This is a genomic window from Kitasatospora gansuensis (assembly GCF_014203705.1).
GTDB lineage: Bacteria > Actinomycetota > Actinomycetes > Streptomycetales > Streptomycetaceae > Kitasatospora > Kitasatospora gansuensis.
In genome coordinates, this window is sequence record NZ_JACHJR010000001.1 from 8,139,462 (window position 1) to 8,154,534 (window position 15,073).

The 15,073-nt window shown below is 75.3% G+C and carries 10 protein-coding genes; 8 read left to right on the plus strand and 2 right to left on the minus strand.

The annotated features are described in order from the left end of the window. Positions 1–15: 15 nt before the first annotated feature. From F4556_RS36700 to F4556_RS36725, 6 genes are all read left to right on the plus strand, one after another. Positions 16–1,173, plus strand: coding sequence for an ATP-binding protein (locus F4556_RS36700; RefSeq protein WP_184924000.1), 1,158 nt, complete (start codon positions 16–18; stop codon positions 1,171–1,173). After that, on the plus strand, positions 1,170–4,628 hold the full coding sequence (locus F4556_RS36705; RefSeq protein WP_184924002.1) for a vWA domain-containing protein: 3,459 nt from the start codon (positions 1,170–1,172) through the stop codon (positions 4,626–4,628). Before F4556_RS36700 ends, F4556_RS36705 begins: the two co-directional genes overlap by 4 nt. Then, positions 4,625–6,439, plus strand: coding sequence for a hypothetical protein (locus tag F4556_RS36710; RefSeq protein WP_184924004.1), 1,815 nt, complete (start codon positions 4,625–4,627; stop codon positions 6,437–6,439). The genes F4556_RS36705 and F4556_RS36710 overlap by 4 nt, the downstream gene beginning before the upstream one ends. A gap of 99 nt (positions 6,440–6,538) precedes the next feature. After that, on the plus strand, positions 6,539–7,048 hold the full coding sequence (locus tag F4556_RS36715; protein WP_184924007.1) for a SigE family RNA polymerase sigma factor: 510 nt from the start codon (positions 6,539–6,541) through the stop codon (positions 7,046–7,048). Next, the gene (locus F4556_RS36720; RefSeq protein ID WP_184924010.1) at positions 7,045–8,250 is read left to right on the plus strand and encodes a hypothetical protein; all 1,206 of its coding nucleotides are present in this window, start codon (positions 7,045–7,047) and stop codon (positions 8,248–8,250) included. The genes F4556_RS36715 and F4556_RS36720 overlap by 4 nt, the downstream gene beginning before the upstream one ends. A gap of 48 nt (positions 8,251–8,298) precedes the next feature. Next, positions 8,299–9,969 carry a penicillin-binding transpeptidase domain-containing protein gene (locus F4556_RS36725; RefSeq protein WP_184924012.1) on the plus strand — a complete coding sequence of 557 codons (1,671 nt, stop codon included), beginning with the start codon at positions 8,299–8,301 and terminating at the stop codon, positions 9,967–9,969. Between the two features lie 80 nt (positions 9,970–10,049). Here the strand turns inward: F4556_RS36725 and F4556_RS36730 are convergent, their stop codons facing one another. Both F4556_RS36730 and F4556_RS36735 read right to left on the minus strand, forming a co-directional pair. Further along, the gene (locus tag F4556_RS36730; RefSeq protein ID WP_221503790.1) at positions 10,050–11,474 is read right to left on the minus strand and encodes a polysaccharide lyase 6 family protein; all 1,425 of its coding nucleotides are present in this window, start codon (positions 11,472–11,474) and stop codon (positions 10,050–10,052) included. A 153-nt stretch (positions 11,475–11,627) separates the two neighbouring features. Beyond that, on the minus strand, positions 11,628–13,154 hold the full coding sequence (locus tag F4556_RS36735) for a serine/threonine-protein kinase (RefSeq protein ID WP_184924016.1): 1,527 nt from the start codon (positions 13,152–13,154) through the stop codon (positions 11,628–11,630). Positions 13,155–13,293: 139 nt separating this feature from the next. Between F4556_RS36735 and F4556_RS36740 the strand changes: the two genes are divergently transcribed. After that, a complete protein-coding gene (locus F4556_RS36740; protein ID WP_184925775.1) occupies positions 13,294–13,848 on the plus strand; it encodes a TetR/AcrR family transcriptional regulator in 555 nt (184 codons plus the stop codon). Positions 13,849–14,024: 176 nt separating this feature from the next. Beyond that, positions 14,025–15,032 carry an agmatine deiminase family protein gene (locus F4556_RS36745; RefSeq protein WP_184924018.1) on the plus strand — a complete coding sequence of 336 codons (1,008 nt, stop codon included), beginning with the start codon at positions 14,025–14,027 and terminating at the stop codon, positions 15,030–15,032. The last annotated feature ends 41 nt before the right edge of the window (positions 15,033–15,073 follow it).

Genomic DNA, 15,073 nt, shown 5'->3' on the forward strand with positions numbered 1-15,073 from the left:
TCCCGAGGAATCCCCATGACCACCACCACCTCCGCACCGGCCAGGCAGGTCCTGCCCGCCGAGGAGCGGTACGCCGCCGAACTCGCCTTCCTGGCCGCCCACGACGACGGCCCCCGCCCGCCCGGCTGGGCGCTCACCCCGAGCGCCGTCGTCACCTTCGTCTGCGGCAGCGCCGACACACTGACCCTGTCGCCGGCCCGCCGCCAGGACGGCGCGTTGCCCGCCAAGCTCGTCATCGCGCCCAAGTTCGTCGGCGAGCGAGCCCTGGTCGAGCGCTGCGTGGTCACGCTGGCCGGTGAGCGCGGCCTGCTGCTGGTCGGCGAGCCCGGCACCGCCAAGTCGATGCTCTCCGAACTGCTGGCCGCCGCCGTCAGCGGCACCAGCGAACTCACCGTGCAGGGCACCGCGGGCACCACCGAGGACGCCTTCCGGTACGGCTGGAACTACGCGCTGCTGCTCGCCCAGGGCCCGACCCCGCAGGCGCTGGTCGCCTCGCCGGTGCTCACCGCGATGCGCAGCGGCCGGGTGGCCCGGATCGAGGAGGTCACCCGCTGCCTGCCCGAGGTGCAGGACGCGCTGGTGTCGATCCTCTCCGACCGCCGGGTCAGCATCCCCGAGCTGGCCGGCACCCCGGACGCGACCGCGCCCGCCGCACCCGGCTTCACCGTCATCGCCACCGCGAACCTGCGCGACCGGGGCGTCTCGGAGATGTCCGCCGCGCTCAAGCGGCGGTTCAACTTCGAGACCGTCCACCCGATCGCCGACGCCGCCGCCGAGACCGAGCTGGTCCGCGGTCAGGCGACCGCCGCCGTCCAGCGGGCGGGCGCCGCGTTCGGGGTCGACGACGCCGTCCTGGACGCCCTGGTGACGGTCTTCCGCGACCTGCGCACGGGCCGCTCCGCCGAGGGCTGGGACGTCGAGCGGCCCGGCACGGTGATGTCCACCGCCGAGGCCGTGCACGTCGCCGCCTCGCTCGGGCTGGCCCGCGCCTACCTGGCCGGCGGCGACGCCCTCGACCTGATGCCGGGTCACCTGCTGGGCGCCGTCCGCAAGGACGACCCGGCCGACCACGGCCGCCTGCTCGGCTACTGGGACGGCCCGGTGCGGCGCCGCGCCGAGGACGGCTCCGCCCTGTGGCGCCGCCTCTGGGACCTGCGGGAGAACCTGCGGTGACTCGGATCCACCCCCGCGACGCCCTGGCGGAGCTTGCCGACCCGGCCGGCCCGTACCTGATCGGCGTCCGGCACCACAGCCCCGCGCTGGCCGCGGTCGTCCCGGCCCTGCTGGCGGCGGCCGACCCGCAGGTGCTCTGCGTCGAGCTGCCGGGCGACTTCCAGCACTGGCTGCCCCACCTCGCCGACCCCGGCACCCGGGCGCCCGTGGCGCTCGCCGGGGCCGACGCCGACGGGCGGCTCGGCTTCTACCCGTTCGCGGACTTCTCCCCGGAGCTCGCCGCGATCCGCTGGGCCCGCGAGCACGGCGTCGAGGTGCTCTGCTGCGACCTGCCGATGGGCGCTCCGGGACGGGCTGTTGACGACACGTCGGTCGCGACCACGGGCCCCGCCCGGTACGCGGACGGACTCGCCGCCGCCGGCACCGGCCGGGACGGTGACGACCTGTGGGACCGCACCGTCGAGGTCCGCGCGCCCGGCAGCACCCCGGAGGCCGTCCGGCGAGCGGCGCTCGCCGTCGGCTGGGCGCTGCGCCGGGACGCCGTCGAGCGCGGCGGCGTCCCGGCCGAGGACCTCGCCCGGGAGGCGCACATGCGCCGGGTGATCGCCCGGGCCGGGGCCGGCGGGCGGCGGGTCGCCGTCCTGGTCGGCGCCTTCCACGGGCCCGCCCTGTCGGCGGCTGCCGACGGTCCCGAAGCGGAGCCGGACCCGGGCGTCGTCACCTCGCTGGTGCCCTACACCTTCGGGCTGCTGGACGCCCGGTCCGGCTACCCGGCCGGCATCCGCGACCCGCGCTGGCAGCAGGCCGTCCTGGCCGCGGGCGGCGACCCCGAGCTGGTGCAGGCGGCCGCCGCCCGCGCGATCACCGACGTCTGCCGCGAGCTGCGCGCCGCCGGCCACCCCGCCGGCACCGGCGAGGCCGCCGAGACCCTGCGGCTGGCCGGCGACCTGGCCCGGCTGCGCGGCCTGCCCGCGCCGGGCCGGGGCGAACTGCTGGAGGCCGTCACGACCGTGCTCGGCCAGGGCGAACCGCTCGGCCGGGGACGGGCGTTGGCCCGCGCGCTGGAGACGGTGCTGGTCGGCACCGAACGCGGCCGCACCGCCCCCGGCACCCCGCGCTCCGGGCTCGGCCCCGCTGTCGAGGCCGAGCTCGCCGAGCTGCGCCTGCCCGCCCCCGACGACCCGGACTCCCGCGAGCTGCGGCTCGACCCGCTGCGCTCCCCGCTGGACCGCCGCCGCGAGACCCTGCTGCAACGCCTCGCGGTGTGCGGCGTCGGCTACGGCGAGCCCGTCCAGGTGGCCGGCACCGGCGACGCGTCCGCGCTCACCACCCGCTGGCGGGTCTCCTGGACGCCGTCGGCGGCGGCCCGCCTCGACCTGGCAGGCGTCCGGGGCGTGACCGCCGAGCTGGCCGCCGCCGGGACGCTGCGCGAACGCACCCGGCAGGAGACCGCCGACGGCGGCCCGAGCTGCGCCCAGCTGCTGGACGGGCTGCGCGCCGCCGCGGCCTGCGACCTGCCCGCCCTGGTCGGCGAACGGCTCGGCGACGCCGCCGAGTTGCTGCCCGCCACCGCCACCCTGCCCGAACTGCTCGGCGCCCTGGACCTGTTGGAGGCCCTGCGCCGGGGCCACCTGCCCGGCACCACCGAGGCGTCCAGGGAGCAGGCGGCCGAGCTGGCCGTGCTGCTGCTCGACGCGGCCGTCCGCGGTCTGCCCGGGCTGTCCGGCAGTGAGGACCCCGGCGACGCGGCGGCCCTGGTCGCCCTCGCCACCCGGGCCGGCGAACACCGCCTCGGCCTGCGGATGGACGCCGCGCTCACCGAACTCGCCCGCACCGGCTCGCCGTTGGTGCAGGGCGCGGCCCTGGCCGCCCGGGTGCTGCTCGACCTGGACGAACCCGACCGACTCGGCACCCGCGCCGCCGGCTGGGTCGACACCGCCACCCATCCCGACGCCCGGCGCCGGCTGGCCCGGCACCTGACCGGCCTGCTGACGGCCGGCGGCCCGCTGCTGCAGTACGCGCCGACCGCGCTCGGCCCGCTGCTGGAACGGATCGACGGGCTGCCCGACCAGGGCTTCCTGGACCGGCTGCCCGCGCTTCGGGCCGGCTTCGACGCGCTCAGCCCGGCCGGGCGCGGGCGCCTGCTGGAGACCGTCACCGAACAGCTCGGCGAACGGCCCGACCTCACCCTGACCGCGTCGCCCGAGCTGCTCGCCCTCTGGACGGCCGCCGATTCGGCCGCGGCCGCCGCCCTCACCGCGCTCGGGCTCGGCTCCCGGGTACTCCCGGAAGTTGACGCCACGACAGCACCGCAGGCCCGCCCGAAGCCCCCGGAGACCGCCTTGCTCGCACCCGCCGACCGCTGGCGGCTGCTGCTCGGCCGGGAGCCCGAGCGGCTGCCCGAGAGCGCCCGCCGCTACGCACACGCCCTGGACGAGCTCTACGGCGTCGGCCGGGGCGAGGGCGCCGCCGACTTCCCCGGCGGGCCCGGCGGCGGACAGCAGGCGTCCTTCCCCACCGCGCGCGACTGGGCCGAGGGGCTGGAGGCGCTGTTCGGTACGGAGCTCCGCGAGGAGGTGCTCGGCCGCGCCGCCGAAGCCGGCCGCGCCGACGTCCTGGCCGAGCTGGACCCGGCCACCGTCCGGCCGTCGGTGGAACTGCTGACCTCGGTGCTCAACCTGGCCGGCGGCCTGCCCGAGCAGCGGCTCGCCGCGCTCCGGCCGCTGGTCCGCCGCCTGGTCGAGGAGCTCGCCCGCGAGCTCGCCACCCGGCTGCGCCCCGCGCTCAGCGGCCTCGCCACCCCACGGCCCACCCGCCGCCCCGGCGGCCGGCTCGACCTGCCGCGCACACTGCGCGCCAACCTGGCGCACACCCGGCGGCTGGCGGACGGCCGGACGGTCGTGGTGCCCGAACGCCCCGTCTTCAGCACCCGCGCCCGCAAGGAGGCCGACTGGCGGCTGGTGCTGGTGGTCGACGTGTCGGGATCGATGGAGGCCTCGGTCATCTGGTCCGCCCTCACGGCGGCCGTCCTCGGCGGCGTACCGACGCTGTCGACGCATTTCCTGGCCTTCTCCACCGAGATCGCCGACCTGACCGACAAGGTCGACGACCCGCTGTCGCTGCTGCTGGAGGTCCGGGTCGGCGGTGGCACCCACATCGCCAAGGCGCTCGCCCACGCCCGCTCCCTGGTCACCGTGCCGAGCCGGACCCTGGTGGTCGTGGTCAGCGACTTCGAGGAGGGCGCCCCGCTCGGCGGCCTGCTCGCCGAGGTCCGGGCCCTCGCCTCGTCCGGCGTGCACCTGATGGGCTGCGCGGCCCTGGACGACACCGGGAACCCGCGCTACTCGGTGCCCGTCGCCAAGCAGCTCGTCACGGCCGGCATGCCCGTGGCCGCGCTCAGCCCCCTCGCCCTCGCCCGCTGGGTCGGCGACCGACTCCGCGGAGAGAACCGATGACCCCCGACACCGGAGCGGCCACCCTGCCGCCCGTCGTCCCCGAGCTGCTCGCGGCCGCCGTGGAGTCCCTGACCTCCCGGCTGCGCAAGAAGCTGGACGCCGCCGTCGAGCAGTACGCGGCGCTGCCCGTGGCAGCGGCCGACGGCGGGCTGACCGTCCGCTGCGGCGAGGACGCCGTGGTCACCCTGACCCCGGGCGCGGACGGCGTGATCGCCGAGGACGGGCACGCGCGGTGCAGCTGCCTGCTCGCGCCGCGCTGCCTGCACCGGGCCGCGCTGCTGCACTGCTGCCCGTTCGCCGACCCCGCGTCGGCTGCGGTCGTGACAACTGACGTTCAGGTCAGTGAGGTCGAGCCTCGGACTGCGGCAACCGACCGACAGATCAAGGCAGCTGACGCCCTGTGGACAGCCGCCGCAGCGGTGCTGGCCGCCGGGCTGCCCGCCGCCGGAGCCGTCCCGCAGGCCGAGCTGCTCCGGGCCGCGCACACCGCCCGGCTCGCCGACCTGCACCGGGCCGAGGCGGCCGCCCTGCGGGTGGTCCGAGGGCTGCGCAGCGCCCGGGCCCGGCGGGACGGTCACCGGCTCGCCGACCTGACCGCCGCCCTGCGCGAACTCCTGCTCACCACCGCGCTGGTGCGGACCGGACACGGCGACGCCGCGCTGCTGGGCACCGCCCGGCGCGCCTACCGGGCGGGCGGTGCGCTGCGCGTGCACGGCGTGTTCCGGGAGCCGGTGCTGACCGCCACCGGGTACGCGGGCGTGGTCACCCACCTGCTCGACCAGGACGGCCGGTGGTTCTCCGTCGCCGATGTCCGCCCGGGCGGCCCGGCCCGGGCCCGAGGGGCGGGCAGCGCGCCGGTCGCGGTCGGGGCCGCCGCTCTCGACCACGCCCAGCTCTCCCGCGGCGGGCTGCTGATCTCCGGCGCGACCGCCTCGGCGGACGGCCGGCTCGGCTCCGGACGCGGCGTGAAGGCCAACCCGGTGCCCGGGCTCGACTGGACGTCCGGGGCACCGGCCGCGCTGTTCGCCTGCCCGCTGGCGCAGGCCGCCGCCGAACGGCTCGGCGACGGCCCGCTCGCCGACCCCGAGGACGACGGCCTGCTGCGGCAGCCCGTCGGCTGCGACCTGGTGGTGCTCGGGGCAGCCGGGGACACCGTGCTGGCGCGGGAGGCCGACGGCTCCGGCCCGGTGATCCGGCTGGCCGCCGCGCACCCGCACCCGGAGCTGGCCCACACCGCCAACCTCGGCCGACTGGCCGCCCACCCGGGCACCCTGATCCGCGTCCTGGGCCGGATCGACCCCGACCGGGCGGCGACCCTGCGGGTGCTCGCGGTCGGCCCGGTCCCCGGTTCGGACGCGACGCTGCGACTGCCCGAAGCCTGGCAGGGCCGGGCGGACCTGGGCTACGACCTGCTGCTCGGGGCGCACTTCCCGCCGGTCGGCGAGCAGCCCTCGTCGGCCTCCGTCGCCGACCCGCTGGCGGACTCGCCGCTGTGGCGGGTCCGACGGCTGGTCGAGCTCGGGGTGGCGGGCGGCCGCCGCGCCGTCGCGGAGTCCGCCCGCACCGGCGGAGCCCGTACCGACGCCGCCGCCCTGGCCCGCACCGGCTTCCACGGCGCGGCCGCCCTCACCACCGCGCTGGCCGCCGACGCGGACCGACGCGGCCGGGACGTCTTCGGCCGGCTGGCCGACCACGGCGGCACCGACCCCTACGCCCACAGCTGGCTCGCCGCCGCCCTCCACCTGACCGCAGCCGAACGCGAGTTGGTCCGCGCCACCTGGCGCGACCGGGAGCAGGAGGAGACCGCCTGACCGCGGCGCGCCGCTCCCCGGCGCGGGGCGCCGCGAAGAGGACCGGAAAAAGTCGAACATCCTTGGCAACCTTTCCGGTGGCTCGCGCGTGTGACCCCCGTGAGTCAAGAATCCGAGGACGCCGCGTACGCGGCATTCGTCGAGGCTGCCTGGCACCGGCACCTGCGCACGGCGACACTGATCACCGGCGACCGCCACCGGGCGGAGGAGCTGCTCCAGGACTGCCTGGTCAAGCTCTATGTGCGCTGGGGGCGGATGTCGGCCGACGAGCCGCACGCGTACCTGCGGCGGATGCTGGTGAACGGTCACGTCAGCTGGTGGCGTCGGCTGCGTCGGGAGCTGCTCACCGAGGACCTGCCGGAGATCGGGCAGCACCACGCGGACCCGCTCGGGGACCGGTTCGACGACAGTGAGGCGCTCCGGCGGGCGCTGCGCACCCTGCCCGAGCGGCAGCGGGCCGTGGTCGTCCTGCGCCATGTCGAGGACCTGTCGGAGAGGGAGACCGCCGCCGCCCTGGGCTGCTCGCTCGGCACGGTGAAGAGCCAGAACGCCCGGGCCATGGTCCGCCTGCGCGCCGCGCTGCGAGAGAACGAAGAGGTCGCACGATGACGCGGGACGACGAGCGGACGGTGCACGCCCTGCGGGGTCTGGCGGACCGTCAGGAGGTCCGGGGGCCGGTCCCGGTGGCCGAGCTGCTGCACCGGGGCCGACGGGCCCGGCGGCTGCGTACCGTAACCCGGGCCGTGGCCGGGGCGGGGTGCCTGGTGCTGGCCGTCGGGGTGCTGCTCACCGTCCGTCCGGGCGGTCCGGAGTCGCTGCCCGTACCGCCGGCCGGTCCGACGCAGTCCGCCGTCCCCACGCCGGTGTCGGACGAGGTGCTGCTGACGGTCCTGAAGACGGTCCTGCCCGCCGGCTCGTTCAGCGAGGTCCCCGGGGCGGGCGGCGCCACAGCGGGCCGGCGGCTCGCGGTCCGCTTCGACGACGGCACGGGCGCCGGTCTGGTGTCGGTCCTGCTGCAGCGAAGGGCCGGGCAACTGTCGCCGGAGGCGCCCGAACTCAGCTGCCCGGATCCGAAAATCGACCCGTACGACGCCTGCCGTACCAGTACGCTCACGGACGGTTCGGTGCTGAGGACGCTTCGGACCCCGCTCTACGGCATGGGCCGGGACGGCTACACGGAGGCGTCCGTGGTGATCTCGCGGAAGGACGGCCGGCTGATCACCCTCAAGGCGTCGAACGCCACGGTGGCCAAGGACGTCCCGCTGACCCGCACCACACCGCCGCTGACGACCGATCAGCTGACGGCGGCGGCGACGGCGGACGGGTGGGACGCGGCGATGGCCGGGGTGCCGGTCAGCGCCGGGCAGTCCCGCAGGTCCGGGATTCCGGGCCGGCAGATCGTTGACACCGCCGCCGGGCTGCTCCCGGCCGGACTGGTCCCGGCCGATCCCGGTACCGCCGATCCCGGCACGGGTGACCTCGGCTACGCCAACTTCACCGTCCGGGACGGTCAGGGCCCGAGCCTGGTGGAGATCGTCCTCCAGGACCGCCGCGGAGACCTGGCGAACGGCTTCACCGCCGACGGCGGCTGGCAGACGCTGCCGGACGGCACCCGGGTCCGGGACCACCGGGAGGCGGCCGAACCCGATGGCTGGGTGGCCGAGGCGCTCCGGCCGGACGGCCTGTGGGTGATGGTGGTGGCCTACAACAGCGACCGGCTCAAGCAGCCGGCCACGCGTCAGAAACCGGTACTGACCACCGAGCAGATGAGGGCCCTCGCGGCCAGCCCGGCGTGGCGGCTGCCGGGCTGAACCGTCCGGCGCAGGAACAGAGTTCACGAGTCCCAGGGGGGAACAGCAGTGCACAAGGGAGTCAAGGCAGGCATAGCCGTGGTCACGGCGGTGATGTTCACCGGGGGTGGCGTCGCCGCGTACAACCTGTGGAACGGGGTGACCGGCGGCAACGTGGCATCGACCGCGCGGCCGTCCGGGCCGGCGGCGGAAGCGCCGTCGGCCGAACGGCTCGCGGCGGAGGCGCCGACGGCCGAGCTGGCGACGGAGGGAGCGAAGGCCTTCCTGGCCGCCTGGGCCAAGGGCGACTACCAGGAGGCGGGGCGGTACACCGACCGGCCGGCGGACGCGGTCGCGGCGCTGACGGCGTTCCGGGACACGCTGCACCCGACCGCGCTCGCCCTGACCCCGGCCGACGTCAAGCCCGGTGCCGTACCGACCAACTCCGCGTCGGGGACGCAGTCCGTCCCGGTCACCTTCCACGCCGAGGTGGGTGTACCGGGGGCGGCCGGGCCGTGGGCCTACGACGGGGTGGCGCCGATGGTGCGGACGGCCGGGGGCCGGGCGGTGGTGCACTGGGACCCGGTGGTGGTCCACCCGATGCTCAAGCCGGGCCGGACGCTGGCCGTGCGGCCGGTCGCCTCCTCGGCCGCGCAGATCCTGGACCGCAAGGGCCGCCCGCTGGCCGAGTTCCCCTCGGTGGCAGCGGTGGCGGGACAGATCAAGTTCGGCGCCGGGGAGCCCAAGTCGCAGGCCGGACAGGGTGTGGTGGTGACGGACAAGGGCAACCCCGCCGTGGCCGAGGCCCTGTTCACCATCACCGAGCCCACCGGCGGGGAGCGCAGGCTCACCCTGGACGCGGACCTTCAGCGGGCGGCCGAAACCGCCGTCAGGGCACGGTCCGGACCGTCCTCGATCGTGGCGATCGAGCCCAGCACCGGCCACATCCTGGCCTTCGCCAACAACCCGACGCACGGTCAGAACCGGGCGTTCGGCGCCACGATCGCGCCCGGCTCCACCCTGAAGGTGGTCACCGCCGCCGCGCTGCTGGAGTCGGGGCTGACCCTGGACGCCCCACTGTCCTGCCCGGTCGGCGCCGACGTGGGCGGCCGGACGGTGCAGAACGACTTCTCCGAGCCCCATCCCGAGTACACCTTCAAGGACGACTTCGCGAAGTCCTGCAACACCGCCTTCCTCGCGGCGGGCAAGGCCAGACTGCAGGCCGGCACGCTGTCCGCCACGGCCAAGGACGTGTTCGGCCTCGGCGCGGTCTGGGACACCGGTCTCTCCAGCTTCGACACCAAGATCCCGGTCGAGACCAACCAGGAGCAGATCCTGATGGCGTACATCGGGCAGGGCCGGGTCCAGACCAACGCGCTGGCGATGGCCTCGGTCTCGGCGACCGTGCAGAGCGGAGTCTTCCGCCAGCCGATCCTGGTCCCGGGCCTGGCCCAGCCGAAGGCCGGTCGGGTCCTGAGCGGCGCGGTGCTGGGGGACCTGCGGACGATGATGCGGCGCACCGCCCAGAGCGGGACGGCGGCGCAGGCTCTGGCCGGCATCGCGGGCGCCGCCGGCAAGACCGGCACCGCCGAGGTCGGCGGTCAGACCCTTCCCAACAGCTGGTTCACCGGCTACCGGGGCGACCTCGCGGTGGCCGCCGAGGTGGAGGCCGGCGGCCACGGTGCGGCGGCCGCTACACCCGCCGCCGCCGGGCTGCTCGCGATCGGGAACGTCAAGTGACGGGAACGTCAGGTGACGGGAACGTCGGGTGACGGGAACGTCGGGTGACCGGGAGTTTCGGGTGAGGGCGCCCCGGCCGGTCAGGGGGCGTCGGGGCCCACATCGGCCGGGGTGAGCGGACGCCGGACCGGCGTCAGGGTGGTGTACTCGTCGGCGCCGATGTCACGGCTGCTGCCGCGCGGGTGCCCGTCGAGGTCCTGGGTCACGGCCGGGTCGGTCAGGGTCGCCGCGTTGATCGCGGGGCTGCCCGCCGACAGCCGGTACACCCCGTCGGACTCCTGTCGCAGCAGCGGGTCCACCCGGCGGTAACCGCCGGACGGGATGGTGCCGTTGGCCGCCGCACCCCACAGGATGTTGCTCCGCCAGCTGAAGCCGGAGGTCGCCCCCAGCGCGACCAGGGTGCCGGATCCTGCGACCAGGATGTTGTCCGAGACGACCACATCCCGGGGCTCGTACGTCCGGGTCTCGCCCGAGATCGCGCCCGCGTTGCCGACCAGGGTGTTGAACGCGATCACGGCGCGGTCGCACGCGTCGTTGCCGCGCCGCTCCTCGGTGCTCTCGCCGTCGTGGTGGTCCCGGGTGGTGCCGCTGCCGATCACCAGGGCGCGGCCCGACAGGCCGGCCAGGTAGTTGTTGACCACCAGGTGGTCGTTGCCGTACAGCCGCAGACCGTCGGTGCCGCCGAGCAGGTGGTTGCCCTCCACCGTGGTGCCGTTGCCGTGCCGCAGCACGATGGCGCCACGGCTGTCGCGCACGGTGTTGTACCGGACGGTGTTGCCCGAGGACTTCACCGAGATGGCCTCCGGGTCCCCGTCGCACCGCTCGAACAGGTTGTACTCCACCGTCGCGTCGGCGACGGACAGCGCCCGGCTGCTGACACCGAGCCGGAGCGGCTCGCCGCCGTTGGCGCCCGAGTAGCTGTGGTCGGCGAAGTGGTTCCGGAGGATCTGGGTGCGCTGCGCCATGACGGTCGAGCCGGGGCCGTCGACGACCAGGAAGATGCCCTCGGTGGTCCGGTCGTGGAAGCGGTTGCGGTCGATCTTGGCGTCGTCGCCCCGGACGACCACCCAGTCGAGCCCGCTGACGTCGGCGAGCCGGAAGTCGTTGCGGGTCAGCCGGATCCGCAGGCAGTCCGCCGGGATCTCCAGGGTGCTGCGCTGCCGGAAGGCGAACCCGCTGACGGTGATGTTGCTCGAGTCGCCGAAGACGAAGCCGCGCTCGCCCTGCAGCACCGCACCGCCGCGCGACTGCGAGCTGATGGTGATCGGCGCGGAGGCGGTGCCGTTCCGGCCGGAGACCCGGATCGAGCCCCCCGACGGGACGGTGTACGTGCCGTCGGCCAGCACGATGCGGTCGCCGGGGACCGCCCGGTCGATGGCCTTCTGAAGGTCGGTCAGGGAACCGACCGGCACCGTGCCCGCCGCGCCGGCCGACTGGGCGAGCGGTACGGCGGCTGCCGCCGCGCCGAGCAGCGTGCCGGTGATGAACGTGCGTCGTCGCACCATGCCTCCAGAGCGGATACGGCCTGAACCGACACCAAGGGGAATGGACGGCGACTCCCGCCGACCGTCCGTCACTCATTCCAGCATCGCCGTCCGGCCGTGCGGAAGGCAGCTGCGGGGCACCGACCGCTGCCCGATCGGGCAGCTGACGGGGGCTCAGGCCGTCCGGCGGTAGGAGGTGAGGACGATTCTGACGGGGCCGCTGTCGTCCGGGGCAGCTTGGAGGGTGCGCACGATGGCGAGGTCCGTGCCGCCCGGGCTGCGGACACAGAAGCCGGCACCGGAGCTGAGGGGCAGGGTGGAGACGGGCCGGGTCTCGATGCCCTTGACGCAGTCGTCGAGGGTGAGCCGGTCGGCCGGTGCGAGGTAGGCGGCGCTGCCGTCAGGCAGGTAGAACTCGCCCGCGTGCCGGCCCAGGTACCAGGTCGAGGCGTCCTGCGGGGCGACCTTCCCGGCGCCGAGGTCGAACTCGTAGGAGGAGTCGGGCGAGGTGAGTTCGAGGTCGCTGTGGACCGTCGCGTAGCCGGGCCGGGCGACCGGGGAGGGCGGGGGAGTGGGCGTGGCCGACGGGGACTCGGACCGGACGGCGGAGACCGGAGCGAGGGGTTCGTCGAGGTCGAGCAGGACCAACGCGCCGCCCGCGCCCACCAGCAGCGCGGCGGTCACCAGGAGCGCGGTACGGACCGGTCGGCGCCGGGGCGGTGGGCCGTAGTCCGGCGGGAGGCGGCGGGTGGGTGGAGCGGGGGTGGCCGGTGTGGTCGGGAGCTCGGTGTGGCCGAGGATCGTGGTGCTGACCTGCCGGGGCAGCCAGCCGTCGGCGAAACGGAGCTCGCCGCCGGTGGCCGGGTGGCTGCGGACCCACTCGATCAGCTGGGCGGTGGTCGGGCGGTGCCCGGGGTCCTTGGCCAGGCAGCTGCGGACCACCTGGTGCAGGTCGGCGGGGAGGCCGGTGAGGTCGGGCTCCTCGTGGACCGCCCGGTAGAGCGCGGCCGGTCCGGGCCCGGCTCCGAACGGCGGGGTGCCGGAGGCGACCCAGGAGAGCAGTGCGCCCAGGGCGAAGACGTCGGTGGCGGGGGCGGCCGGGAGCCCGAGGGCCTGCTCCGGGGCCATGAAGCCGGGGGAGCCGGCCCGCAGGCCGGTGGCGGTGAGCGAACCGGCGTCGGCGGCGCGGGCGATGCCGAAGTCGATCACCCGGGGGCCGTCGGCGGCGATCAGGACGTTGCCGGGCTTGAGGTCGCGGTGCACCACGCCGGCCAGGTGAATGGCCTGCAGGGCCTCGGCGATCCCGGCGAGCAGCAGCAGGGCGGTCCGTTCGGGGAGCGGACCGTGACGGTCGATCACCTGGTGGAGCGAGGGCCCGGGGACGTAGGTGGTGGCCAGCCAGGGGGTGGCGGCGTCGGTGCCGGCGTCGACCACCTGCGCGGTGTAGAGGCCGTGGATCCGCCGGGCGCTGGCGACCTCCTGGGCGAACCGCCTCCGGAACTCCGGGTCCTCGGCCAGCTCGGGCCGGACCACCTTGAGGGCGACGGGCCGCCCGCCCGGCGTGTAGGCGAGGTAGACCCGGCCCATGCCGCCCGCACCGAGCCGGGCGCAGAGGCGGTAGCCGCCGACCTCGCGGGGGTCGTCCGGGGACAGCGCCTGGAATGCCGTGGGTGACGGGGCGCCGAAGGGCTCTGCGGTCATGCGGACTCCCAGCGGGGTGGAGCGGGTGAGGGTGGTGCGGATCCTATCCTGACCAGAATTTCAGTCAGCACCACCCTGTCGATCGGCCCACGCCCCCCGGGTAGGGTGATCCCTTGTGGCTGACCGTCGAACCTTGATCATGGAAGCGGCCGCGCGGGTGATCGCCCGGCGCGGTGTCCGAGGGCTGCGCGTGGAAGAGCTGGCCGCCGAGGCCGGCGTGTCCACGGCGCTGATCTACTACCACTTCAAGGACCGCGCGGGGATCCTCCGGTCGACCCTGGAGTTCATCAACGACCGGGCCGAGCGCTACACCACGGCCCGCGCCGCGGACGCGCCGCCGCTGGACGCCCGGGGCGAGCTGGAGCAGACCCTGCTGCTGGAGTTCCAGGACATCCCCGAGGTGCGGGAGAACAGCACCGCCTGGGGCGAACTGCGGGCGAGCGCGGTCTTCGATCCCGACCTCCGGGAGGACGTGGCCCGGGCCACCCTGGTCTGGGTGCAGGAGGTGGCCGAACTGCTCGGCCGGGCCCGCCCGATGAACGGCGCCGCCGCCCTGGCCGCCTCCGCCGAGCGGCTGACCGCGCTGGTGGAGGGACTGAGCGTCCGCTGGCTCAGCGGCAGTCTGCCGGTGGAGCACGCGCGCGAGCTGATGGCCGGCGCGATCGACGGTGAGCTGGAGCGGTTGCGCGGGTAGCGCCGCTGAGACGGGCCCCGGACCGCTGGTCCGGGGCTTTCTTGCGTCTGTGGTGACCTCCGCGGTGACCTGCCCGTCTGATCTTGACTGAAATTTCAGTCAGTGCGAGAGTGAGGGCGCGGACCTCGTCGACGCGAGCGGCATCCGCAGGTGCCATCCTTGATCTGGAGACCCGCATGAGCGACCCCCGCGTGGAGCCCGACGACGTTCCACACGCCCGTACCTGGATGTCGTGGCCGTCCCGCAAGTTGATCTGGGGCCGCCAACTGGCGGGCGTGCAGGAGGACATCGCGCTGATCGCGCGGACGATCGCCCGCTTCGAGCCGGTGACCGTGTGCGCCCCGGACAGCTACAGCGTCAGCGAGGCCCGGTCCCGCTGCGGCCCCGCCGTCACCGTGACCGAGGCCGTCCCCACCGACGACCTGTGGATGCGGGACACCGCCCCGGTGTTTCGGCGGGACGGCCAGGGACAGCGGGACGCCGTCGGGCTCAACTTCAACGGCTGGGGCCGCAAGCAGACCCACCACGACGACGCGGAGGTGGCCCGGGGTATCGCCGAACTGCTCCGACTCCCGTTCGGCTACGCCGACTTCGTTGGCGAGGGCGGATCGATCGAGACGGACGGCGACGGCACCGTGCTGGCCACCGAGAGCAGCCTGGTCAACAAGAACCGCAACCGGGGCATGAGCCGGGACCAGATCGAGGAGGCCGTCCTCGACGTGTACGGCGCGCAGAAGATGATCTGGGTCCCCGGGGTCAAGGGCCGGGACATCACCGACAACCACATCGACGTCACCTCACGGTTCGTCAGCCCCGGCACGGTGCTGGTCCAACTGCCCCCGGCGGACCGACGCGACGTCTGGGCCCGGGACGCCCGGGAGCAGTTCGACATCCTCTCCCGGGCCACCGACGCCAGGGGCCGGCGGCTCCGGGTGATCCGGGTGGACGGCCCCGACTCCGTCCGCTCGCGGGACTCGAAGTTCGTCGACTCGTACCTCAACTTCCACGTCGTCAACGGGGCGGTGATCGCCGCCCAGTTCGGCGACCGGGTCAAGGACGAGGCCGCCCGGCGCACCCTCGCGGCGGCCTTCCCGGGCCGCGAGGTCGTCCAGCTCGACGTCGACCGCCTGATGGCCGGGGGCGGCGGCATCCACTGCGCCACGATGCAGGAACCGCTGCCGTAGCCGTTTTTCCCCCGCACCCTCACTCACCCTCATTCACCGGA

What these genes read in the sequence shown, in the direction of transcription:
- F4556_RS36700 (WP_184924000.1), top strand. Translation starts at nt 16, where the DNA reads ATGACCACCACCACCTCCGCACCGGCCAGGCAGGTCCTGCCCGCCGAG.
- F4556_RS36730 (WP_221503790.1), bottom strand. Translation starts at nt 11,474, where the DNA reads ATGGTGCGACGACGCACGTTCATCACCGGCACGCTGCTCGGCGCGGCG.
- F4556_RS36735 (WP_184924016.1), bottom strand. Translation starts at nt 13,154, where the DNA reads ATGACCGCAGAGCCCTTCGGCGCCCCGTCACCCACGGCATTCCAGGCG.
- F4556_RS36745 (WP_184924018.1), top strand. Translation starts at nt 14,025, where the DNA reads ATGAGCGACCCCCGCGTGGAGCCCGACGACGTTCCACACGCCCGTACC.
- F4556_RS36710 (WP_184924004.1), top strand. Translation starts at nt 4,625, where the DNA reads ATGACCCCCGACACCGGAGCGGCCACCCTGCCGCCCGTCGTCCCCGAG.
- F4556_RS36740 (WP_184925775.1), top strand. Translation starts at nt 13,294, where the DNA reads ATGGAAGCGGCCGCGCGGGTGATCGCCCGGCGCGGTGTCCGAGGGCTG.
- F4556_RS36720 (WP_184924010.1), top strand. Translation starts at nt 7,045, where the DNA reads ATGACGCGGGACGACGAGCGGACGGTGCACGCCCTGCGGGGTCTGGCG.